Consider the following 18,964-nt stretch of genomic DNA (forward strand, 5'->3'; position numbering starts at 1 on the left):
ATTGCCCTAACCGGCCGACAGACCGGCACCGAGATTGAACTCTGGCAGGGACCTACTTGAGGTTCTGCTGCGTGGCGTCAATCTCAGCGCAGGGTGTTCATCGGCGGACGGTCGGCTAGCGACACCGACGTGGTGCGCGGCAGGTACTCGTCGCCGTCGGGCAGGAATTGGGTCAGCCCGACGCCGGAGTCGGCGATCCCGCAACGGGACAGCAGAGTGGCGATCACCTGGCGGCTCATCGCCCCCAGATCGGTCAGCGGCCGGTTGCGGTGCGCCCGCACGCCCAGATTGACCTGGGCGATCGCGTCGAGCCCCAGCCGGTCGTAGGTGTCGATCAGGATGCCGATCTCCACGCCGTAGCCCGGCGCGAATGGCACCGACGTCAGCAATTCACGGGTCCCGGCGTATTCGCCGCCCAGCGGCTGCAGTACACAGCCCAACTCGGGGCGCAGCGCCGCCAGCAGCGGGCGGGCGACCAGTTCGGTGACCCGGCCGCCGCCATTGGGGTCCTCACCCTTGCCGACCGTCAGCGGTCGCCGGTAGAACCCCTTGACCAGGTGAATGCCCTCGCCGGTGAGCAACGGGCCGACCAGCCGCGGCACGAACATCGGGTCGGGGTCGATCAGGTCGGAGTCGACGAACACGATGATGTCGCCAGTCGTGGCGGCCAGCGAGCGCCACAGCACCTCACCCTTGCCCGGTTGCGGCTCGATCTCCGGCAGCGCCTGCTCGCGGCTGACCACCCGCGCCCCGGCGGCGATCGCTTCGATCTCGGTGCCGTCGGTGGAGCCCGAGTCCAGCACGATGATCTCGTCGACCAGGCCGCCCAGCAGCGGGCGGACGGTCCCGATCACCGACCCGACCGTCTCCTCCTCGTTGAGCGCGGGAAGGACGACGGAGATGGTGCGGCCCCGTTTGGCGGCCACCAGGTCCTCGATCGTCCAGGTGGGATGCGACCAGCTGTGGTCGGAAAGCCAGGTGTCACCGGGCAAGGTGTCCTTGGCCGCGAGTTCGGTCATGCCAGTCCCCTCACCGTTCGCGTCGGCGGACGATCCCCCCGGATCGATGCGACCATCTCCAGCACGCGCCGGGTGGGCCCCACCTCGTGCACCCGGAACATCCGGGCGCCGTCGGCAGCGGCCAGAGCCGTTGCCGCCAGGGTGCCTTCCAGCCGTTCGGTCAGCTCCACACCTAAAGTCTCCCCGACGAAATCCTTGTTGCTCAGCGCCATCAGGACGGGCCATCCGGTCTTAACGAGATCGTTTACGTGGCGCAACAAAGTAAGGCCGTGATAAGTGTTCTTGCCGAAATCGTGCGTCGGATCGATCAGAATCGCGTCGCGGGCGACCCCGATGGCCACCGCCCGCTCGGCGGCAGCGGTCACTTCGGCGATGACGTCGTCGACCACACCGGTCACGGTGGTCCCATAGTTCACCCGGAACGGCCGGGTCCGCGGAACCGCGCCGCCGGTGTGCGAGCACACCAGGCCAGCCCCGAACTCGGCGGCGACCTCGGGCAGCGCCGGGTCGGCACCGGCCCAGGTGTCGTTGATCAGGTCAGCCCCGGCCGCGCAAGCCTGCTTGGCTACCGAGGCCCGCCAGGTGTCCACGCTGATCAGCTGATCAGGGAATTCGGCGCGCAGCCATTCGATGAACGGGACGACGCGGGCGACTTCTTCGTCGGCGTCGACGACGGTTCCCGGCCCGGCCTTGACCCCGCCGACATCGACGACGTCGGCGCCCTCGGAGATGACGCGGTAGGCCGCGGCCTTGGCGGCCTCGTCGGTGAACGTCGCGCCCCGGTCATAGAACGAGTCGGGGGTGCGGTTGACGATCGCCATGATCAAGGCGCGATCACCGGCCACCGGCCGTCCGCAGAACGTCGACTTCACTCCACCATGGTGCCTGGTCACGCCGAGATCGACGAAATGGTGTGACCTACTCGGAGTTCTTCGCCGAAACCGACGTTTGGGCGGAAAAGTCGGGTCAGCCCTTGGGCCGCTTGCCGGCGGCGACGTCCCCGGGGTACTCGTCGTAGAACGGCACGTAGCCCTCCTCACGGCCGTTGAGCACGTAGAGCGGGTCTTCGACGTCGGAGCCGTAGCCCTGCTTACGCAGGTCGACTTTGCGGCTCTTGAACGTCGAGGTGGTCTCCAGCGACTCGACCACCCGGACGAACAGCGGTGCGGCGTAGCCGGGCAGGTTGGCGTACACGGTCTCGGCCAATGCCTTGCCGTCGAACTCCACCCCGTCGCGCAGGGTGACCGCCGCCATCCCGGCCCGCCCGCCGGTGTCGGGCACCTCGACGCCGAACACGGTGGACTCCTCGATGTTCTTGTCCACCCCCAGCGCACCCTCGACCTGGGTGGTGGCGACGTTCTCGCCCTTCCAGCGGAAGGTGTCGCCGAGGCGGTCGGAGAACGCGGCGTGGCCCATCCCCTGCGGGCTCATCACGTCGCCGGTGTTGAACCAGACGTCGCCCTCTTTGAAGACGTTGCGCACCAGCTTCTTCTCGCTGGCCGCCTTGTCGGTGTAGCCGTCGAAGGGCGCGAGCTTGCTGACCGGGCTCAGCAGCAGGCCCGGTTTGCCCGACGGCACCCTGCGCACCCGGCCGTTGTCGTCACGCACGGGCTCGCCGGTCTCCGGGTCGTACTCGACGTAGGCCAGGGGCAGCGGGCTGATGCCCGTCGTCTTGGGGATGTTGAAGATGTTGATGAAGGCGGCGTTGCCCTCGCTGGCGGCGTAGAACTCGGCCACCCGGTCGATCCCGAAGCGGTGAGTGAACTCCTCCCAGATCTCCGGACGGAGCCCGTTGCCGGCGATCACCCGGATCTTGTGTGCGCGGTCGGTGTCCTTGGGCGGCTGGTTGAGCAGATACCGGCACACCTCGCCGATGTAGATGAAGGCGGTGGCCTCCATCTCGATGACGTCGTCCCAGAATTTCGACGCCGAGAACGACTTGCCCAGCGCCAGTGTGCCGCCCGCGTTGATCACCGACGACACCGCGACCGTCAGCGCGTTGTTGTGATAGAGCGGCAGCGGGCAGTAGAGGGTGTCACCGGACTTGAGCCGCAGCCCCAGCCCGCCGAACGCGGCCAGCGCCCGCAACCAGCGGTGGTGGGTCATCACGCTGGCCTTGGGATGGCCGGTGGTGCCCGAGGTGAAGATGTAGAAGGCGGTGTCCTTGGCCTGTACCTCGGCGGCCGACGCGGGATTGTCGGCAGGCTTGCCGTGCGCCTGCTGGGCCATGTCCTCGATGGTGACCACATTGGCCACCTCCGCACCGCTCTCGGTGATCGCCTCGACGAGATCGGATTCGGCGACGAGCACCTTCGCCTCGAGCAGACCGATGCTGTGCGCCAACACATCTGAGCGCTGGTGGTAGTTCAGCATGCCGGCGACCGCGCCGCACTTGACCGTGGCCAGCATCATCAGCACCGCGTCGGGCGAGTTGCGCAGCATGATGCCCACGACGTCGCCGCGGCGAACACCCTTGTCCGCCAACACCGCCGCGTACCGGTTGGCGGTCTCGTTGGCCTGCCGGTAGGTGACCTTCTGCTCGCCGAAGCGGATGAACACCCGGTCGCCGTAGCGGGCGGCGCGGTCCTGGAACACCTTGCCAATCGAGGCCTTCGACGTCGGCAGCGCCAGCAACCCGGTCAGCGCACCCCGCACGATCACCGGCGCGTCCATCACCACCGCAGGCAACCGGGTCGCCAGGTCGAGCAGTCCGACCGAATGCCTCCGCGATCCTGAGTCCTCACCAGGCACCAGCGTCACCTCTCGTCTGTGGGGTGTGAAAAGCCAGCCTATCCCCGGCCCGCGGCACCCTCGGACGAGCAGAGTGCCAGCGCGGTGTCGACGTCGCCGGCCACCAGAAGCCGGTCGAGTGCCGCCGATGCGACGTAGCCCGTGTCGACCAGGGAAGCCAGCCAGGTGCGCAGGCCGTCGTAGTGGCCGCCGGGGTCGAGCAGCACCACCGGCTTGTCATGCATCCCCAGATACCCAGCCGTCCAGGTTTCGAAAAGCTCCTCCAGCGTGCCGATTCCACCGGGCAGCGCGATGAAGGCGTCGCTGCGGTCCTCCATCACCTGCTTACGCTGCCGCATGGTGTCGGTGACGATCAGTTCGTCGGCATCCACGTCGGCCAGTTCCCGGTGCACCAAGGCCTTGGGGATGACGCCGACGGTGCGGCCGCCGCGCTCACGTGCGGCCTGGGCCACCGCCCCCATCGCCGAGACGTTGCCGCCGCCGGAGACCAGGGTCCACCCGCGCTGCGCGATCCCCTCACCGACCCGGCGGGCCAGGTCGAGCAGGTCGGGATGGCGCGGGCCTGATGCGCAGTACACGCACACCGCCCACTCGTCGGGGGTTTCGGGTTGGGGCTGCACCCGAGAAACCTAGCGCGCAGCATTTCGCCGTGCCCAGCGGCGGCTCGGCCATACACTGCGGCGGTGTCACTGTCGCTGGAAGCCACGCTCGCCAAAGCGCAGGAGCTGGCGTGGCAGGGCCTCGGCCGGGAGGCGGCCGATGTGCTCGCCGGTGTCGACCCCGCCACCCTCACCGAGGCCGAACTGATGGCGTGGGCGCTGCCGCGGGCGGCCAATCAGTTCTGGATGCTCGACGAGCCCGAACGCGCGACGGCATTCCTGCGCACCCTGCGCAACCGGGTCTCCACAGGTCCGTCGGTCGCGACGGTCGACGCGCTGCTGGGCACGTTCGCCATGAACGCGGGCAGTCCCGAACGCGCGATGGAACTGGCCAGTGCAGTTCTCGCGTCCGCCGAGGCCGACGATCAGGCCATCGGCTGGGCGGCCGCGGCGGCCGCACTCTGCGGTGCGCGGATGGGCGCCTTCGCCGACATCGACGGCCTCGCCGACCGGGCCATCGCCGCCGGGCATCCGGGGCTGCTGCGGTTCACCTCCGCATACGGCCAGACGACCGCGCTGGTGCTCGCAGGTGAGCTCGACCGGGCGCAGGCGCTGGCGCAGGAGCTGGTGGACGACGCAGAGCGCGGGCAGCCCGCACACGCGATCGGCACGCTGCTCGTCGCCGACGTGCTGATCGCCCGCGGTGATCCCGCGGCGGCCGCCGACCTGCTCGAGGAGTCGGCCGCCGCGCTGGCCCCGACCGGCTACTCCTGGGGACCGCTGGCCTGGATGCTGCTGGCGCGGGCGCTCGCACAGGCGGGCCGCCTCGTCGACGCCGGCCGGGTCCTCGCGCGGGCGGAATCCAAGCACGGCTTGAAGTCGATGCTGTTCGCGCCGGAGCTCGGGCTTGCCAAGGCGTGGACGGCGGCCGCCCGCCGGGACAGCGCGGAGGCGATCGCCGCGGCGCGCGACGCCGCCAAGACCGCGGAGCGCGGCGGGCAATCGGCCGTCGCGGTGCGCGCACTGATCGACGCGGCGCGCCTCGGCGACACCCGGGCCGCGGACGCCCTCGAGCGGCTCAACGTCGACGCCGTCGTCGCACGTCTCGCCCTCGACTACGCCAGGGCCCTGCGGGCACGTGACGCCGCCGGACTGCGGACGGCGTCGGCGGAGTTCGCCGGAATCGGGATGGCGGGCGTCGCCGCGGACGCCGCCCGGCAGGCTCAGGACCTCGAGGACTAACTAACCCGCCAGATACGCGCGCAGCACCTGGGTGACCGCGGTGATCTGCGCGAGGGCGACCCGTTCGTCACGCCGGTGCGCCAGGTTCGGGTCACCGGGGCCGTAGTTGACCGCCGGGATTCCCAGGGCGGCGAACCGCGCGACGTCGGTCCACCCGTATTTCGCGCGCACCATCCCATCAGCGGCCGCCACCAGGGCCGCGGCGGCCGGATGCTGCAGGCCGGGCAGCGCACCGGCGGCGACGTCGGTCTGCTCGACGGTCACGTCGAGTCCGTCGAACACCTCCTGCACATGGGCCAGCGCGTCCTGCGGCGAACGGTCGGGGGCGAAGCGGAAGTTCACCGTCACCGATGCCGCATCCGGGATGACGTTGCCGGCCACTCCCCCGTCGATCCGCACCGCCGAGAGTCCCTCGCGGTAGGTGCAGCCGTCGATGTCGACGACGCGCGCCTGATAGCCGGCGAGCCGGTCCAGGACGGCACCGAGTTTGTGGATCGCGTTGTCGCCCAACCAGGATCGCGCTGAGTGCGCACGGGTGCCGGTGGCCGAGACGACCACCCGCAGGGTGCCCTGGCAGCCGGCTTCGATATAGCCGCCGGACGGCTCGCCGAGGATAGCGACGTCGGCGGCCAGCCAGTCGGGCAGCTCGCGCTCGATTCGGCCAAGGCCGTTGGCCGAGGCCTCGATCTCCTCGCAGTCGTACATCACCAGCGTGATGTCGTGAGCCGGGTCGGCGATCGTGGCGGCCAGGTGCAGGAAGACGGCGTCGCCGGACTTCATGTCCGAGGTGCCGCAGCCGAAGAGGTGATCACCCTCGATACGGGAGGGCAGGTTGTCGGCGATCGGCACGGTGTCGAGGTGGCCGGCCAGCAGCACCCGCGACGGGCGGCCCAGGTTGGTGCGGGCCAGCACCGCGTCGCCGTTGCGGACGATCTCGAACCCGGAGGTCTGCGCGCGCAGCGCCGCCTCGACCTCGTCGGCGATGCGGGCCTCGTCGCGCGACACGCTGGGGATGTCGACGAGGGCAGCGGTCAGTGCGATCGGATCGGCGCTCAGGTCCAGTACAGGGTTCGGCACAACTTCCCAGGCTAGCGGGCCAACGCAATGGACTAACCTCTAGCACCGTGACTTCTGCTGCAGGCTTCGGACTGGCCACTGTTACCGCCGACGGCACCGTCCTGGACACCTGGTTCCCGGACCCGGAACTGGGCGCCTACAGCCCGGCCGGCACCACCCGGCTCTCGGCGGCCGACGCGCCCGACGAGTTCGCCGCGCTGGCCGGCCCCGACGCCGACCGCGGTGTCGAGGTGGTGGCGGTGCGCACCGTGATCGCCGACCTGGCCGACAAGCCCGCCGACACCTATGACGCCTATCTGCGGCTGCACCTGATCTCGCACCGGCTCGTCGAGCCGCACGGGTGCAACCTCGAGGGCATCTTCGGCGCGCTGACCAATGTGGTGTGGACCAACTACGGCCCGTGTGCCATCGAGGGTTTCGAGGAGACGCGGATGCGGCTGCGCCGCCGCGGACCGGTGACGGTCTTCGGCGTCGACAAGTTCCCGCGGCTGGTCGACTACGTGGTGCCCACCGGAGTGCGCATCGCCGACGCCGACCGGGTGCGGCTGGGTGCGCACCTGGCGCCGGGCACGACGGTGATGCACGAGGGGTTTGTGAACTTCAATGCCGGCACGCTGGGCGCCTCGATGGTGGAGGGCCGGATCTCTGCCGGTGTGGTGGTCGGCGACGGCTCCGACGTCGGCGGTGGCGCCTCGATCATGGGCACGCTGTCCGGCGGTGGCACCGAGGTGATCTCGGTGGGCAAGCGCTGCCTGCTGGGCGCCAACTCGGGTCTGGGTATCTCGCTGGGTGACGACTGCATCGTCGAGGCCGGGCTGTACGTGACGGCGGGGACCAAGGTCACCACCCCGGACGGTACGACGGTCAAGGCGCGCGAGTTCTCGGGCGCGAACAACCTTCTGTTCCGCCGCAATTCGGTGACGGGTGCGGTGGAGGTCGTGGCGCGCGACGGCAAGGGCATCGCGCTCAATGAGGCCTTGCACGCCAACTAGGCACGCAAATTAGCGCTCCACCGCGAGTGTGCGGATTCATCCGCAACACGCCGCTATCCGCGTATCAGAATGCACACTCGCGGGCGCTATTGCGCTGACAGGATGCAGAATTCGTTGCCCTCGGGGTCGGCGAGCACCACCCAGCTCTGCTCCCCCTGACCGATGTCGACCCGCCGGGCTCCGAGCGCGAGCACCCGGTCGACCTCGGCCTGCTGGTCGGTGGGCGTGAAGTCGAAGTGGATCCGGTTCTTGACGACCTTGTCGTCGGGGACTTCGAGAAACAGCCAGTCCGGGCCTGCTCCCGCGGGCGCACGCAACGCCACGTCACCGTCGTCGGTCGGCTCGGCCGGCCAGCCCAGCACACCCGCCCACCACGCGGACAACCCATCGATGTCGTGAGCGTCGATACAGATCTCGCTGAACCTCAATCCCATGACATCAGCTCCTTCTTGACGACCTTGCCCATCGCGTTGCGCGGCAGGGCAGCTACCACTCGAACCTCGCGTGGCCGCTTGTGCGCCGAAAGTTGTTCGGCCACCAATGAAATCAGCACATCCGGGTCGGCGTCACCAACCACGTAGGCGACGATGCGCTGGCCGAGATCGGCGTCGGGCAGACCGACGACAGCGGCCTCCGATACTCCCGGATGGCCCAGCAGCACCGTCTCCACCTCGCCGGCGCCGATCCGGTAGCCACCGGACTTGATCAGGTCGACCGACTCGCGGCCCACGATTCGGTGCATGCCTGCCTCGTCGATCACGGCGGCGTCACCGGTGCGATACCAGCCGTCGGCATCGAAGGCTTCGGCGGTGGCGTCCGGCCGGTTGAGGTAGCCGTCGAACAGTGTCGGAGCCCGAACCGCAAGGCTGCCAATGGTTTCCCCGTCGTGCGGCACCGGCGAACCGTCCTCGGCGTACAGCCTGGTCTGCACCCCGGCCAGCGGCAGGCCCACCCAGCCCGGGCGGCGTTCCCCGTCGGCCCGGGTGGAGATGGTGATCAGCGACTCGGTGCTGCCGTAGCGTTCGACGGGCGCATGCCCGGTCAGTTCGGTCAGCCTGTCGAAGACCGGGACGGGCAACGCCGCCGACCCCGATACCAGCAGCCGCGCGCCAGCCAGTGCCGCGGCGGACGCCGGGTCGGCGACCACCCGCGACCACACCGTCGGCACCCCGAAATACAGCGTTCCGGCTGCGGCCGCGTAGCTTTCCGGCGTCGGTTTCCCGGTGTGCACAAAGCGATTTCCCACTCGCAGCGATCCGAGCAGACCGAGGACGAGGCCGTGGACGTGGAACAGCGGAAGCCCGTGCACCAGGGTGTCCGCCGGAGTCCACTGCCAGGCCTGTGCCAGCGCGTCGATGTCGGCGGCCACCGCGGCGCGGCTGATCAGCACGCCCTTGGGCAGCCCGGTGGTACCCGAGGTGTACATCACCATCGCCGTGCTCTGCGGCGACGGTTCGGGGTAGCGGTGCCAGGACCGCGCGTGCAACCGCACCGGCACGTGCGGCAGCCCCCCGGGGTCGGCGGGCAGCTCGCCCAGCCACGCCTGGGCTCCGGAATCGGTCAGCATGTGGGCCCGTTCGGCCGCGCCGACATCGGCGGGCACCGGTACGAAGGGCACCCCGGCGATCAGGCAGCCGGTGACAGCGAGGACCGTCGCCGCCGTGGGCGTGGCCAGGATCGCGACCCGGTGCGCACCACCGACCCGTTCGGCGACTGAGGTCGCCGCACCGACCAGGTCGCTGCGCGACAGTGTCGCGCCGTCGATGCGCACCGCGTCGCCGAGGTCGGCTCCGGCAGCCACGGCGGCCGGGTTCAGCGAGGCCAGAAGCACAGCAGGCAGGCTACCCGGATACTGACCGGGTGAAGCCCATCACCGCGATCTCCTCCCGCGAGGTCTACCGCAACGCCTGGCTGACGGTGCGCGAAGACGTCGTTCGCCGCCCGGACGGCTCCACCGGCATCTACGGCGTCGTCGACAAGCCGTCCTACGCCCTGATCATCGCCGTCGACGGTGACCGGGTGGCCCTGGTGGAACAGTTCCGCTATCCGCTCGGCGAGCGGCGCTGGGAGTTCCCCCAGGGCACCGCACCCGATCGGGCCGAACTGGAACCCACCGAGCTGGCGGTCCGCGAACTGCGGGAGGAAACCGGGCTGAGCGCCGCATCACTGGCACGGCTGGGCCGCCTCGACATCGCCGCCGGGATGAGCAGCCAGCGCGGCTGGGTCTTCCTGGCCACCGACATCACCGAGGGCGATCCCGACCGTGAACACGAGGAGCAGGACATGCACTTCGCCTGGTTCACCAGGACCCGGGTCGAGGAGATGATGCGCAGCGGTGAGATCACCGACGCGCAGTCGATCGCCGCCTACGCACTGTTGCTGCTCGCCGAGGGGCGGTAACGGTCCGGTCAGGGTTGCGTCACGATCGGGTGTGACACCCGTTGCCGCGCCCCGGGTTCGGTGGTCACTGACGCCTAGGCTGATTTCCGGAGCACGCGACGTTAGAGGGGTTATGGGGACCGGCCAGCGCAGTGTGGGTGTCACGTTCGTCGCCGTGGCGACCGCATGCTCGGCAGGTCTGGTTTGTCCGGCCTCGGCGCACGGCCAGCCGCAGGCGTGGAGTGGGCGCTACCAGATGGTCACCTACGCCTCACAGAAGGCGGGCACCAGCCCGGCGACGCACCAGAAGGAGAACGACTTCGGCGCCGTGTTCACCTTGTCCACGGCCTGTTCCGGCGGTGCATGCGTGGCCACCGTTGTCGACGGCCCGGCGCCGGGAAACCCGACGATCCCGCAGCCGACGCGCTACACCTGGAACGGCTCGGAGTGGACCACCACCTACGACTGGGCCTGGGACTGTTTCCTGGGTGACGGCTACCAGAAGCAGTGGAGCCCGGCGACGTCGTGGGCGTTCTACGCGCCGCAGCCCGACGGCTCACTGCGCGGCACCTGGCACACCGACATCTCGCAGGGCCCGTGCCGCGGCAGTGTCGTGATGCCGGTCGTGGCGGTGCCGGCCTGACTCATGACGGGCACCCGTAACCACGCCGCAGACCTCTACCGGGTCCTCGCCCTGGTGATGGTCGTCATCGGGCACTGGATCACCGCAGCCCTGACCTACAGTGACGGCGCCTTCTACCGGGAGAACCCCCTGGTGGAACTGCCGTGGACGCAATGGCTGACCTGGCTGTTCCAGGTGGTGCCGGTGTTCTTCGTAGTGGCCGGTTACGCCAGCGCGGTGTCGTTTCAGAAGCTGGGCGCCGCCGACTCCAGGCAGACCTGGATCCGCCACCGGCTGACCCGGCCGCTGGGCCCGACGGCGGTGTACGTCCTGATCGTGCTTCTCGTCGTCGCCGGGCTGGCGGCAGCAGGGGTGGCCGGGACCGAGCTGGACTTCGGCGCCTGGGCGGTCGCCATGCACCTATGGTTCCTGGGCATCTACGTGCTGGTGATCGCGCTGACGCCGGTGGCGGTGGCCGCACACCACCGGTGGGGGCTGTGGGTGCCGGCGGTCTTGGTGGTCGCGGTGGCCGCCGTCGACGCGGCGAGCATCGGCGCCCACGTCCCGTACCTGGACTGGCTGAACTATCTGCTGCCGTGGGCGGCGCTCTACCAACTCGGCATCGCCTGGCAGGACGGCACACTGCGGATCCGTCACGAGGTACCACTGGCCTGCGTGTCGGCGGTCGCTCTGGTGCTGCTGGTGACCGTCGGGCCGTATCCGATCAGCATGATCGGCGTGCCCGGCCAGACACTCAACAACACCTCGCCGCCGAACCTGGCGCTGCTGGCCTTGGGGCTCACCCAGACCGGGCTGGCGCTGGCGATCGCGCCGGCCGTGAACCGGGCGCTGAATTCGGTGCGCGCCCAACGCATTCTGGCGGTGGGCAACGACAACGTGATGGCCCTGTACCTGTGGCACATGGTCCCGGTGGTCATCGTCGCGCTGGTCGGCTACCCGACCGGGCTGTTGCCCCAGCCGGAGCTGGGATCCGGTGACTGGTGGTGGTTCCGGCTGGCGTGGGTGGGGATCCTGGCCGTCGTCGCACTGGTGGAGTTGCTGTTGCTGTGGTGGGGGCGGGCATTCTTCGCCGCCCCGGTGCCCGCCGTCGCGGTGCCGATCCCGGCGTGGGCCGGCTGGGCGTCGATGGCCGTCGGCACGCTGGCCGTCGCCGCGGCGCTGACGAAGATCGCGATCGACGGTTTCGCGCCCGGCGGGCACCTGCCGATCGGGACCGCGGCGTGGTTCGCCGCCGGTCTGGTGCTGATCGCCCTTACGCCTGCCGATAGGCGTGCAGACCGAGCTTGACCGCCAGGATCAGACCCGCCAGCCCGATCAGGATCCGCAGCGGCGTGGCCGGGGCGTGCCGCACGACGATCGGGCCCAGCCGGGCGCCGACCAGGCCACCGGCGCCCAGTGCGATCATTGCCGGCCAGTGCACCGGCGCCAGGAACACGAAGAGCGCAGCGGCCACCGTGTTGGCCAGCCCGAGCAGGACGTTCTTGGCCGCGTTGGCGTGCGCCAGGCTGGCCGCTCCGGCGTTGAGCAGCAACGCCAGGAACATCACCCCCGCCGCGGCACCGAAGTAACCGCCGTAGAGAGCAATCCCGAAGATCGCGGCCATCTCCGCACGCACCACCGCGCGCCGGCGCACCGCTGCGAGGTGATCGGTTCCCCTGGGGATCACGATCGCCACCGACGCCACCGCAAGCAGAATCGGCACCAGTTTCTCGAAGGCCCCCGGCGGGGTGGTCAGCAGGAGCACCGCACCGACGCCACCACCCAGCGCGGCGAGCGGGGCGGTGCGCAGCAGGAAGCGGCCCTGCCCGGCCAGTTCCGGCCGGGACCCCCACGCGGATCCGATCCCGTTGAACACCAGGGCCACGGTGTTGGTCACGTTGGCCGTCACCGGCGGCAGGCCGACGGCGAGCAGTGCGGGATAGGTGGCCACCGACGCGAAGCCGGCGATACTGCCCGCCAGACCGCCCAGCACACCGGCGATCAGCAGGGTGACGATGTCCAGTGCGCTCAGCGAAGGCCTTTCTTCCCGCGGAGCCGTCGGACGCCCGCCGAAGTCAGTTCCGGTGGGCCAGTGCTCGCAGGAAGAACATCAGGTTTGCCGGGCGTTCGGCAAGTCGGCGCACGAAATAGCCGTACCACTGCGTGCCGAACGGGATGTACACCCGCACCTGATCGCCGCCTTGGGCGAGTCGGCACTGTTCACCGTCCCGGATGCCGTAGAGCATCTGGTATTCGAATCCGTCTGTGCCACGGCCGAATTCGCGGGCCAGTGACGGCACTGCGGCGATGATCGCCGGGTCGTGCGAGGCCACCATCGGATATCCCGAGCCGGCCATCAACGTCCGGAGGCAGCGCAGGTAGCTCTCGGTGACCTCGCCCGCGTCGCGGTAGGCCACCGACGACGGCTCGTCGTAGGCGCCCTTGCATAGCCGGATACGGGCGCCGGCGGCCGCGAACTCTGCGCAGTCGGCTTCGGTGCGCCGCAGATAGGCCTGCAGGACCGTGCCCAGCCACGGAAAGTCGGTGCGCAGTTCCCGCACGATCGACAGTGTCGAGTCGGTGGTGGTGTGGTCCTCGGCGTCCACGGTGACCCAGGCGCCGACCTGTTGGGCACGTGCGCAGATCGCATGCGCGTTCTCCTGCGCGATCTTGTCACCGTCTTTGGGCAGGGCCTGGCCCAGCGCGGACAGCTTCAGCGATACCTCCAGGGCGCGCACCGGGCCGGCACTGTCGAACCGGGCACCGAGAGCATCGAGCAGGTTCAGGTATGCCGTGACGGTGGCGTCTGCCGCCTCGGCGTCGGTGACGTCCTCGCCGAGGTAGTCGATACTGACCAGCCGATCGGTGTCGCGCAGCACGGTGACCGCCGACAGCGCGTCCTCGACGGTCTCACCGGGGACGAACCGGCGCACGACGTCGCGGGCGACGGGCATGCGTTCAGCGGTGTGGCGCAACCGTTCTGAGCGGCCGGCAGCCAGGATGGCGGGGCGGGCGGCCCGGGTGAAGAGGGCGCTCATGTCACTGCACCTCCATGTGCGGGTAACGGTGCTCGGTGGGCGGGACGAACGTCTCCTTGATCGAGCGGGCCGAGGTCCAGCGCAGCAGGTTCAGCGGTGAGCCGGCCTTGTCGTTGGTGCCCGAGGCCCGCGATCCGCCGAAGGGCTGCTGGCCCACGACCGCACCCGTCGGCTTGTCGTTGACGTAGAAGTTGCCCGCCGCGAACCGAAGTCGGTCGGCGGCTTTGCCGACCGCCGCGCGGTCGTCGGCGATCACCGCACCGGTCAGCGCATAGCGCGAGCCGCCGTCGACCACACCGAGGACGTCGTCGAACTGGTCGTCGGGGTAGACGTGCACGGCCAGGATGGGGCCGAAGTACTCGGTCGAGAACGCCTCGTCGCCCGGGTCGTCGGAGAGCAGCACGGTGGGACGGACGAAATAGCCTTCGCTGTCGTCACATTCACCGCCGACGGCGATGGTGACCCCCGGCGCGCTCTTGGCTCGCTCGATGGCTTGGGAGTTCCTGGCGAACGAGCGGGCGTCGATGACCGCACCGCCGTAGTTGGACAGGTCGGTGATGTCGCCGTAGGTCAGGGCCTCGGTCGCCGCGAGGAACTCGTCACCCATTCGCCGCCACACCGAGCGCGGGACGAACGCCCGCGATGCGGCCGAGCACTTCTGGCCCTGGTAGTCGAAGGCGCCGCGAATCAGGGCGGTGCGCAACACATCCGGATCGGCCGAGCTGTGGGCGAGCACGAAGTCCTTGCCGCCGGTCTCGCCGACCAGCCGCGGGTAGCCGTCGTAGTCGGCGATGCGGGTGCCGACCTCGCGCCACAGATGCTGGAACGTCGCCGTCGAACCGGTGAAGTGGATGCCGGACAGGCGGCGGTCGGCGAGCACCACGTCGGATACCGCGTAGCCGTCACCGGCGACGAGGTTGATGACGCCGGGCGGCAGGCCGGCCGCCTCGAGCAGCTGCATCGTGAGGTAGGCGGCGAACGTCTGGGTGACCGACGGCTTCCACACCACGGTGTTGCCCATCAGGGCCGGCGCGGTGGGCAGGTTGGCGGCGATGGCGGTGAAGTTGAACGGGGTGACGGCGTAGACGAAGCCGTCCAGCGGCCGGTAGTCGGTGCGGTTCCACACCCCGGGGCCGCTGACGGGCTGCTGGGCCAGGATCGAGCGGGCGAAGGCGACGTTGAACCGCCAGAAGTCGACGAGCTCGCACGGCGCGTCGATCTCGGCCTGATAGGCCGTCTTGGACTGGCCGAGCATGGTCGCCGCGGCGATCTTCTCGCGCCACGGTCCGGCCAGCAGGTCGGCGGCGCGCAGGAACACCGCGGCGCGCTCGTCGAACGGGGTGGCGGCCCAGTCGGCTTTGGCGGCCATCGCCGCCTCGACCGCCGCGGCGGCGTCGCCGGCCGTCGCGTTGGACAAGGTGCCCAGCCGGGCGCTGTGCCGGTGGGGCTGAACGACGTCGATGCGTTCCCCGGCACCCATCCCATGCCGACCGCCGATCACGTGCGGCAGGTCGATCGGGGTGGCGGTTAGCTCGTGCAGGGCCGCGGCGAGGCGGATGCGTTCGGCGGAGTGCGGCGCGTAGTCGTGAACCGGCTCGTTGACCGGGGCAGGTACATCGGTGCGGGCGTCCATGGCATAAGGATCACCCGGCAGCCCCGCCAAACTGTTAGCCGATCAGCCAAGGCTGGTGATCAGCACTAGTAGTATCGGACAACATGCGGGCGACCGGTGTCGGGTTGGGACAACTGGTGTTGGCCCTGGATGCGACGGTGGTGCGGCTCGTCGAGGCGCCGCGCGGCTTGGACATCCCGGTGCGGTCGGCCGCCCTGATCGACTCCGATGACGTGCGGCTGGGATTGTCGGTGAGCACTGGGTCGGCCGACGTGTTCTTTCTGCTCGGGATCGGCGAGGCGGATACGGCCCGCTGGATCGACCGGCAGAGCGCCGCTCACGGCGCCCCGGCGGCGATCTTCGTCAAGGAGCCGTCCGATGCGGTGGTCGCCAAGGCTGCCGCGGTCGGCAGCGCCGTGGTCGCCGTCGATCCCAAGGCCCGCTGGGAGCGGCTGTACCGACTGGTCAATCACGTCTTCGAGGCACGGCGGGCCGATCCGCTCTCGGATTCCGGCACCGATTTGTTCGCGCTGGCCCAGTCCGTGGCGGATCGCACCCACGGCATGGTCAGCATCGAGGACGAGGGCTCCCACGTGCTGGCCTACTCGGCGTCCAACGACGAGGCCGACGAGTTGCGCCGGCTGTCCATCCTCGGCCGCGCGGGGCCACCGGAGCATCTGGCGTGGATCGCCCAGTGGGGCATCTTCGACATCCTGCGGGCGGGCAGCGAGGTGGTCAGCGTCGACGAGCGGCCCGCGCTGGGGCTGAGCCCCCGTTTGGCGATCGGCATCCACCGACCGGACGCCCGATTCGTGGGCACCATCTGGGTGCAGCAGGGTTCGCGGCCACTGGCCGACGATGCCGAGGACGTGCTGCGCGGCGCCGCGGTGCTGGCGGCGCGGATCATGGCCCGGCTCGCGGCGCGGCCGTCGGCTCATCTGCTGGCCGTCCAGCAGGTACTCGGCCTGGCCGACTCCGACGCCGACGCCGAGGCACTGGCCCGCGAACTGGGCGTGGCCCCCGACGGGCGGGCGGCGGTGATCGGCTTCGACAGCCACACCGAGCATCAGCGGCTGGTCGATGTTCTGGCGTTGAGCGCCAGCGCTTTTCGGCCCGACGCGCAGGTCGGATCGAACGGCTCACGGGTGTACGTGCTGTTGCCGGATTCCGGGCGGCCCGCGCCGGTTGTGTCGTGGATCCGCGGGACCATCGCCACCCTGCGCACCGAGCTCGGGTTGGAACTGCGGGCGGTGATCGCCGCACCGGTCGCCGGGCTGGCCGGGGCGGCCGGCGCACGCCGCGAGATCGACCGGGTCCTCGACAGTGCCGAGCGGCACCCGGTGGCCATCGGGCAGGTGACCACGCTGGCCGAAGCGCGCACCACAGTGCTGCTCGACGAGATCGTCACCATCGTCGGGGCCAACGACCGGCTGGTCGACCCGCGGGTGCGCAGGCTGCGCGAGCGCGAGCCGGCGCTCGCCGCGACACTCGAGGCCTACCTGGACAGCTTCGGCGACATCGCCGGCGCCGCGGCCGCCCTGCATGTGCACCCCAACACCGTGCGCTACCGGGTGCGTCGGATTGAGCAGGTGATGGCCACCTCGCTGGCCGACCCGGACGTGCGGCTGCTGTTTTCGCTGAGCCTGCGGGCCACCGCCTGAGAGTCCACTGGAGAAAATTTCGCCGGTGTTGGTAACGATGTGGTCAATGGTGCCGATGAGGCCTTTGTCATGTCTGGCTGTGAGCCCGCTCACGCACACCGCCAGTTGTGGCACCACAAGAAACCTCGGTGAACCGGGCCCACCCGACTCGCCGGCGAAGCACTAAGGGGTCAGCATGAAATATATGGGTCGAGTGCTGGTGGCGTTGATCGCCGCCATGGCGGCACTCTTCGTCGGAAACGGCACGTCGAACGCAGGTTTGGACAATCAGCTGAGCTTGGTCGACGGCGGTGGCCGTACGTTGACGATTCAGCAGTGGGACACCTTCCTCGATGGCGTGTTCCCCCTGGACCGCAACCGGCTGACCCGCGAGTGGTTCCACTCCGGCAAGGCGGTCTACAGCGTCGTGGGCTCCGGTGCCGACGACTTCGCGGGCACCTTGGAGCTGGGCTACCAGGTTGGCTTCCCGTGGTCACTCGGTGTGGGTATCAACTTCAGCTACACCACCCCCAACATCCTGCTGGATGACGCGAACATCTCCCCGACGGGTTTCAACCCGCTGGGCTCGGTCATCACCCCGAACCTGTTCCCGGGTGTGTCGATCAGCGCTGACCTGGGCAACGGCCCCGGTATCCAGGAAGTCGCCACCTTCTCGGTGGACGTCGAGGGCCCCAACGGCTCGGTCGCCGTGGCCAACGCCCACGGCACCGTCACCGGTGCGGCCGGCGGCGTGCTGCTGCGCCCCTTCGCCCGCCTGATCTCCAAGGCCGGTGACAGCGTCACCACCTACGGCGAACCCTGGAACATGAACTGACGCAACTGCTCTGACTCCGCTTCGCAGTGGAGCGGCTGGGCCGGGTACGACTACTGGCTCAGCCGCTCCGCAGCGGCGGAGATGCGTTCGTCGGTGGCGGTCAGCGCCACCCGGACGTGCTGTGCCCCCCGCTGACCGTAGAACTCCCCGGGCGCGACGAGGATGCCGCGCTCGGCCAGCCACGCCAGCGTGGCCCGGCAGGGCTCACCCCGGGTGGCCCACAGATACAGGCCCGCCTCGGAATGGTCGACGGTGAAGCCGGCCGACCGGAAGGCCGCCAGCAGGACATCGCGGCGCGCGGCGTAGCGCTCCCGTTGCACGCGCTCGTGGTCGTCGTCGTCGAGGGCGGCCACCATCGCCGCCTGCACCGGGGTCGGCACCATCATCCCGGCGTGCTTGCGCACCGCGAGTAACTCGGCCACCACATCGGGGTCACCGGCGACGAACCCGGCCCGGTACCCGGCCAGCGACGAACTCTTCGACAGCGAGTGCACCGCGAGCAGCCCGGTGTGGTCACCGCCGCTGACGTCGGGATGCAACACCGAGACGGGCTTGTCGTCCCAACCCAGCCCCAGATAGCACTCGTCGGAGACCACCAGGACGCCGCGCTCGCGGGACCACTCGACGACCTTGCGCAGATGATCGCGCCCCAGCACGCGGCCGGTCGGGTTGCTCGGCGAGTTGATGAACACCACCGCCGGTGACTGCGGCCCGAGCTGGGTCAGCGAGTCGGCCGCCAGCACCTGTGCCCCGGCGAGCAACGCACCGACCTCGTAGGTCGGGTAAGCCAGCTCGGGAACCACCACCACGTCATCGGGGCCGAGGCCGAGCAGCGTCGGCAGCCACGCGATGAGTTCCTTGGTGCCGATCACCGGCAGCACGGCGTGCTCGGGCAGACCGGTGATGCCGTAGCGGCGCTGCAGAGCTGCGACCGCGGCGGTCCGCAGGGCCGCGGTGCCGGCAGTCGTCGGATAACCCGGCGCGCCGCTGGCGTGCGCCAGAGCTTCGCGGATGACCGGGGCCACCTCGTCCACGGGGGTGCCGACCGACAGGTCGACGATGCCGCCCGGATGGGCCCGGGCGGTCGCGGTTACGTCAGCCAGGGTGTCCCAGGGAAAGACGGGAAGTCGTCCGGAGACCCGCCGGGCGCGCAAGGGG

17 protein-coding genes and 1 pseudogene are annotated in these 18,964 nt (G+C 69.9%); 7 read left to right on the forward strand and 11 right to left on the reverse strand.

What is annotated here, in order from left to right:
* Positions 1–83 precede the first annotated feature (83 nt).
* From OG976_RS06855 to OG976_RS06870, 4 genes are all read right to left on the reverse strand, one after another.
* Positions 84–1,019, reverse strand: coding sequence for a glucosyl-3-phosphoglycerate synthase (locus tag OG976_RS06855; RefSeq protein ID WP_328359669.1), 936 nt, complete (start codon positions 1,017–1,019; stop codon positions 84–86).
* The gene (folP, locus tag OG976_RS06860; protein WP_243841612.1) at positions 1,016–1,840 is read right to left on the reverse strand and encodes a dihydropteroate synthase; all 825 of its coding nucleotides are present in this window, start codon (positions 1,838–1,840) and stop codon (positions 1,016–1,018) included. Before folP ends, OG976_RS06855 begins: the two co-directional genes overlap by 4 nt.
* 145 nt (positions 1,841–1,985) lie before the next feature.
* Complete coding sequence (gene fadD6, locus OG976_RS06865; protein WP_328359671.1) at positions 1,986–3,770, reverse strand: long-chain-acyl-CoA synthetase FadD6; 1,785 nt, start codon at positions 3,768–3,770, stop codon at positions 1,986–1,988.
* A 38-nt stretch (positions 3,771–3,808) separates the two neighbouring features.
* Positions 3,809–4,390, reverse strand: a complete 582-nt coding sequence (locus tag OG976_RS06870) for a TIGR00730 family Rossman fold protein (RefSeq protein WP_328359673.1) — start codon at positions 4,388–4,390, stop codon at positions 3,809–3,811.
* Between the two features lie 75 nt (positions 4,391–4,465).
* Here OG976_RS06870 and OG976_RS06875 point away from each other — a divergent pair.
* Positions 4,466–5,611: pseudogene (locus OG976_RS06875) on the forward strand (AAA family ATPase); the annotation flags it as partial.
* Here OG976_RS06875 and dapE read toward each other — a convergent pair.
* On the reverse strand, positions 5,612–6,688 hold the full coding sequence (gene dapE / locus OG976_RS06880; RefSeq protein ID WP_328359675.1) for a succinyl-diaminopimelate desuccinylase: 1,077 nt from the start codon (positions 6,686–6,688) through the stop codon (positions 5,612–5,614).
* 47 nt (positions 6,689–6,735) lie between these two features.
* Here dapE and dapD point away from each other — a divergent pair, with 47 nt between their 5' ends.
* Positions 6,736–7,680: a 2,3,4,5-tetrahydropyridine-2,6-dicarboxylate N-succinyltransferase gene (dapD, locus tag OG976_RS06885; RefSeq protein WP_328359677.1), complete on the forward strand. Its 945-nt coding sequence runs from the start codon at positions 6,736–6,738 to the stop codon at positions 7,678–7,680.
* A gap of 86 nt (positions 7,681–7,766) precedes the next feature.
* On the opposite strand, the gene OG976_RS06890 is transcribed toward dapD, so the two are convergent.
* The gene (locus OG976_RS06890; RefSeq protein ID WP_328359680.1) at positions 7,767–8,114 is read right to left on the reverse strand and encodes a VOC family protein; all 348 of its coding nucleotides are present in this window, start codon (positions 8,112–8,114) and stop codon (positions 7,767–7,769) included.
* Positions 8,105–9,511: an acyl-CoA synthetase gene (locus OG976_RS06895; protein ID WP_328359683.1), complete on the reverse strand. Its 1,407-nt coding sequence runs from the start codon at positions 9,509–9,511 to the stop codon at positions 8,105–8,107. The genes OG976_RS06890 and OG976_RS06895 overlap by 10 nt, the downstream gene beginning before the upstream one ends.
* A gap of 29 nt (positions 9,512–9,540) precedes the next feature.
* Here OG976_RS06895 and OG976_RS06900 point away from each other — a divergent pair, with 29 nt between their 5' ends.
* From OG976_RS06900 to OG976_RS06910, 3 genes are all read left to right on the forward strand, one after another.
* A complete protein-coding gene (locus OG976_RS06900) occupies positions 9,541–10,080 on the forward strand; it encodes an NUDIX hydrolase (protein WP_328359686.1) in 540 nt (179 codons plus the stop codon).
* 112 nt (positions 10,081–10,192) lie between these two features.
* Positions 10,193–10,702 (forward strand): hypothetical protein, encoded by a 510-nt coding sequence (locus OG976_RS06905; RefSeq protein WP_328359689.1) that lies wholly within the window; start codon positions 10,193–10,195, stop codon positions 10,700–10,702.
* Positions 10,703–10,705: 3 nt separating this feature from the next.
* Positions 10,706–11,989: an acyltransferase family protein gene (locus OG976_RS06910; protein WP_328359692.1), complete on the forward strand. Its 1,284-nt coding sequence runs from the start codon at positions 10,706–10,708 to the stop codon at positions 11,987–11,989.
* Here OG976_RS06910 and OG976_RS06915 read toward each other — a convergent pair.
* The 3 genes from OG976_RS06915 to pruA all read right to left on the reverse strand — a co-directional run bounded on the left by OG976_RS06915 (position 11,955) and on the right by pruA (position 15,352).
* On the reverse strand, positions 11,955–12,674 hold the full coding sequence (locus OG976_RS06915) for a sulfite exporter TauE/SafE family protein (RefSeq protein WP_442930440.1): 720 nt from the start codon (positions 12,672–12,674) through the stop codon (positions 11,955–11,957). The two genes, OG976_RS06910 and OG976_RS06915, sit on opposite strands and share 35 nt — an antisense overlap.
* Positions 12,675–12,756: 82 nt before the next feature.
* The gene (locus tag OG976_RS06920) at positions 12,757–13,719 is read right to left on the reverse strand and encodes a proline dehydrogenase family protein (RefSeq protein WP_328359695.1); all 963 of its coding nucleotides are present in this window, start codon (positions 13,717–13,719) and stop codon (positions 12,757–12,759) included.
* 1 nt (position 13,720) lies between these two features.
* Entirely contained in the window at positions 13,721–15,352 is a 1,632-nt protein-coding gene (gene pruA, locus OG976_RS06925; protein ID WP_328359698.1) for an L-glutamate gamma-semialdehyde dehydrogenase, read from the reverse strand.
* Between the two features lie 83 nt (positions 15,353–15,435).
* Here pruA and OG976_RS06930 point away from each other — a divergent pair, with 83 nt between their 5' ends.
* Together OG976_RS06930 and OG976_RS06935 are read left to right on the forward strand one after the other, a co-directional pair.
* Positions 15,436–16,992: a PucR family transcriptional regulator gene (locus OG976_RS06930; RefSeq protein WP_328359701.1), complete on the forward strand. Its 1,557-nt coding sequence runs from the start codon at positions 15,436–15,438 to the stop codon at positions 16,990–16,992.
* 175 nt (positions 16,993–17,167) lie between these two features.
* Complete coding sequence (locus OG976_RS06935) at positions 17,168–17,806, forward strand: MspA family porin (RefSeq protein WP_328359704.1); 639 nt, start codon at positions 17,168–17,170, stop codon at positions 17,804–17,806.
* A gap of 50 nt (positions 17,807–17,856) precedes the next feature.
* On the opposite strand, the gene dapC is transcribed toward OG976_RS06935, so the two are convergent.
* Positions 17,857–18,960: a succinyldiaminopimelate transaminase gene (dapC, locus tag OG976_RS06940; RefSeq protein WP_328359707.1), complete on the reverse strand. Its 1,104-nt coding sequence runs from the start codon at positions 18,958–18,960 to the stop codon at positions 17,857–17,859.
* Positions 18,961–18,964: the final 4 nt, after the last annotated feature.

Origin of the sequence: Mycobacterium sp. NBC_00419 (assembly GCF_036023875.1) — a bacterium.
Classification (GTDB): Bacteria; Actinomycetota; Actinomycetes; order Mycobacteriales; family Mycobacteriaceae; genus Mycobacterium.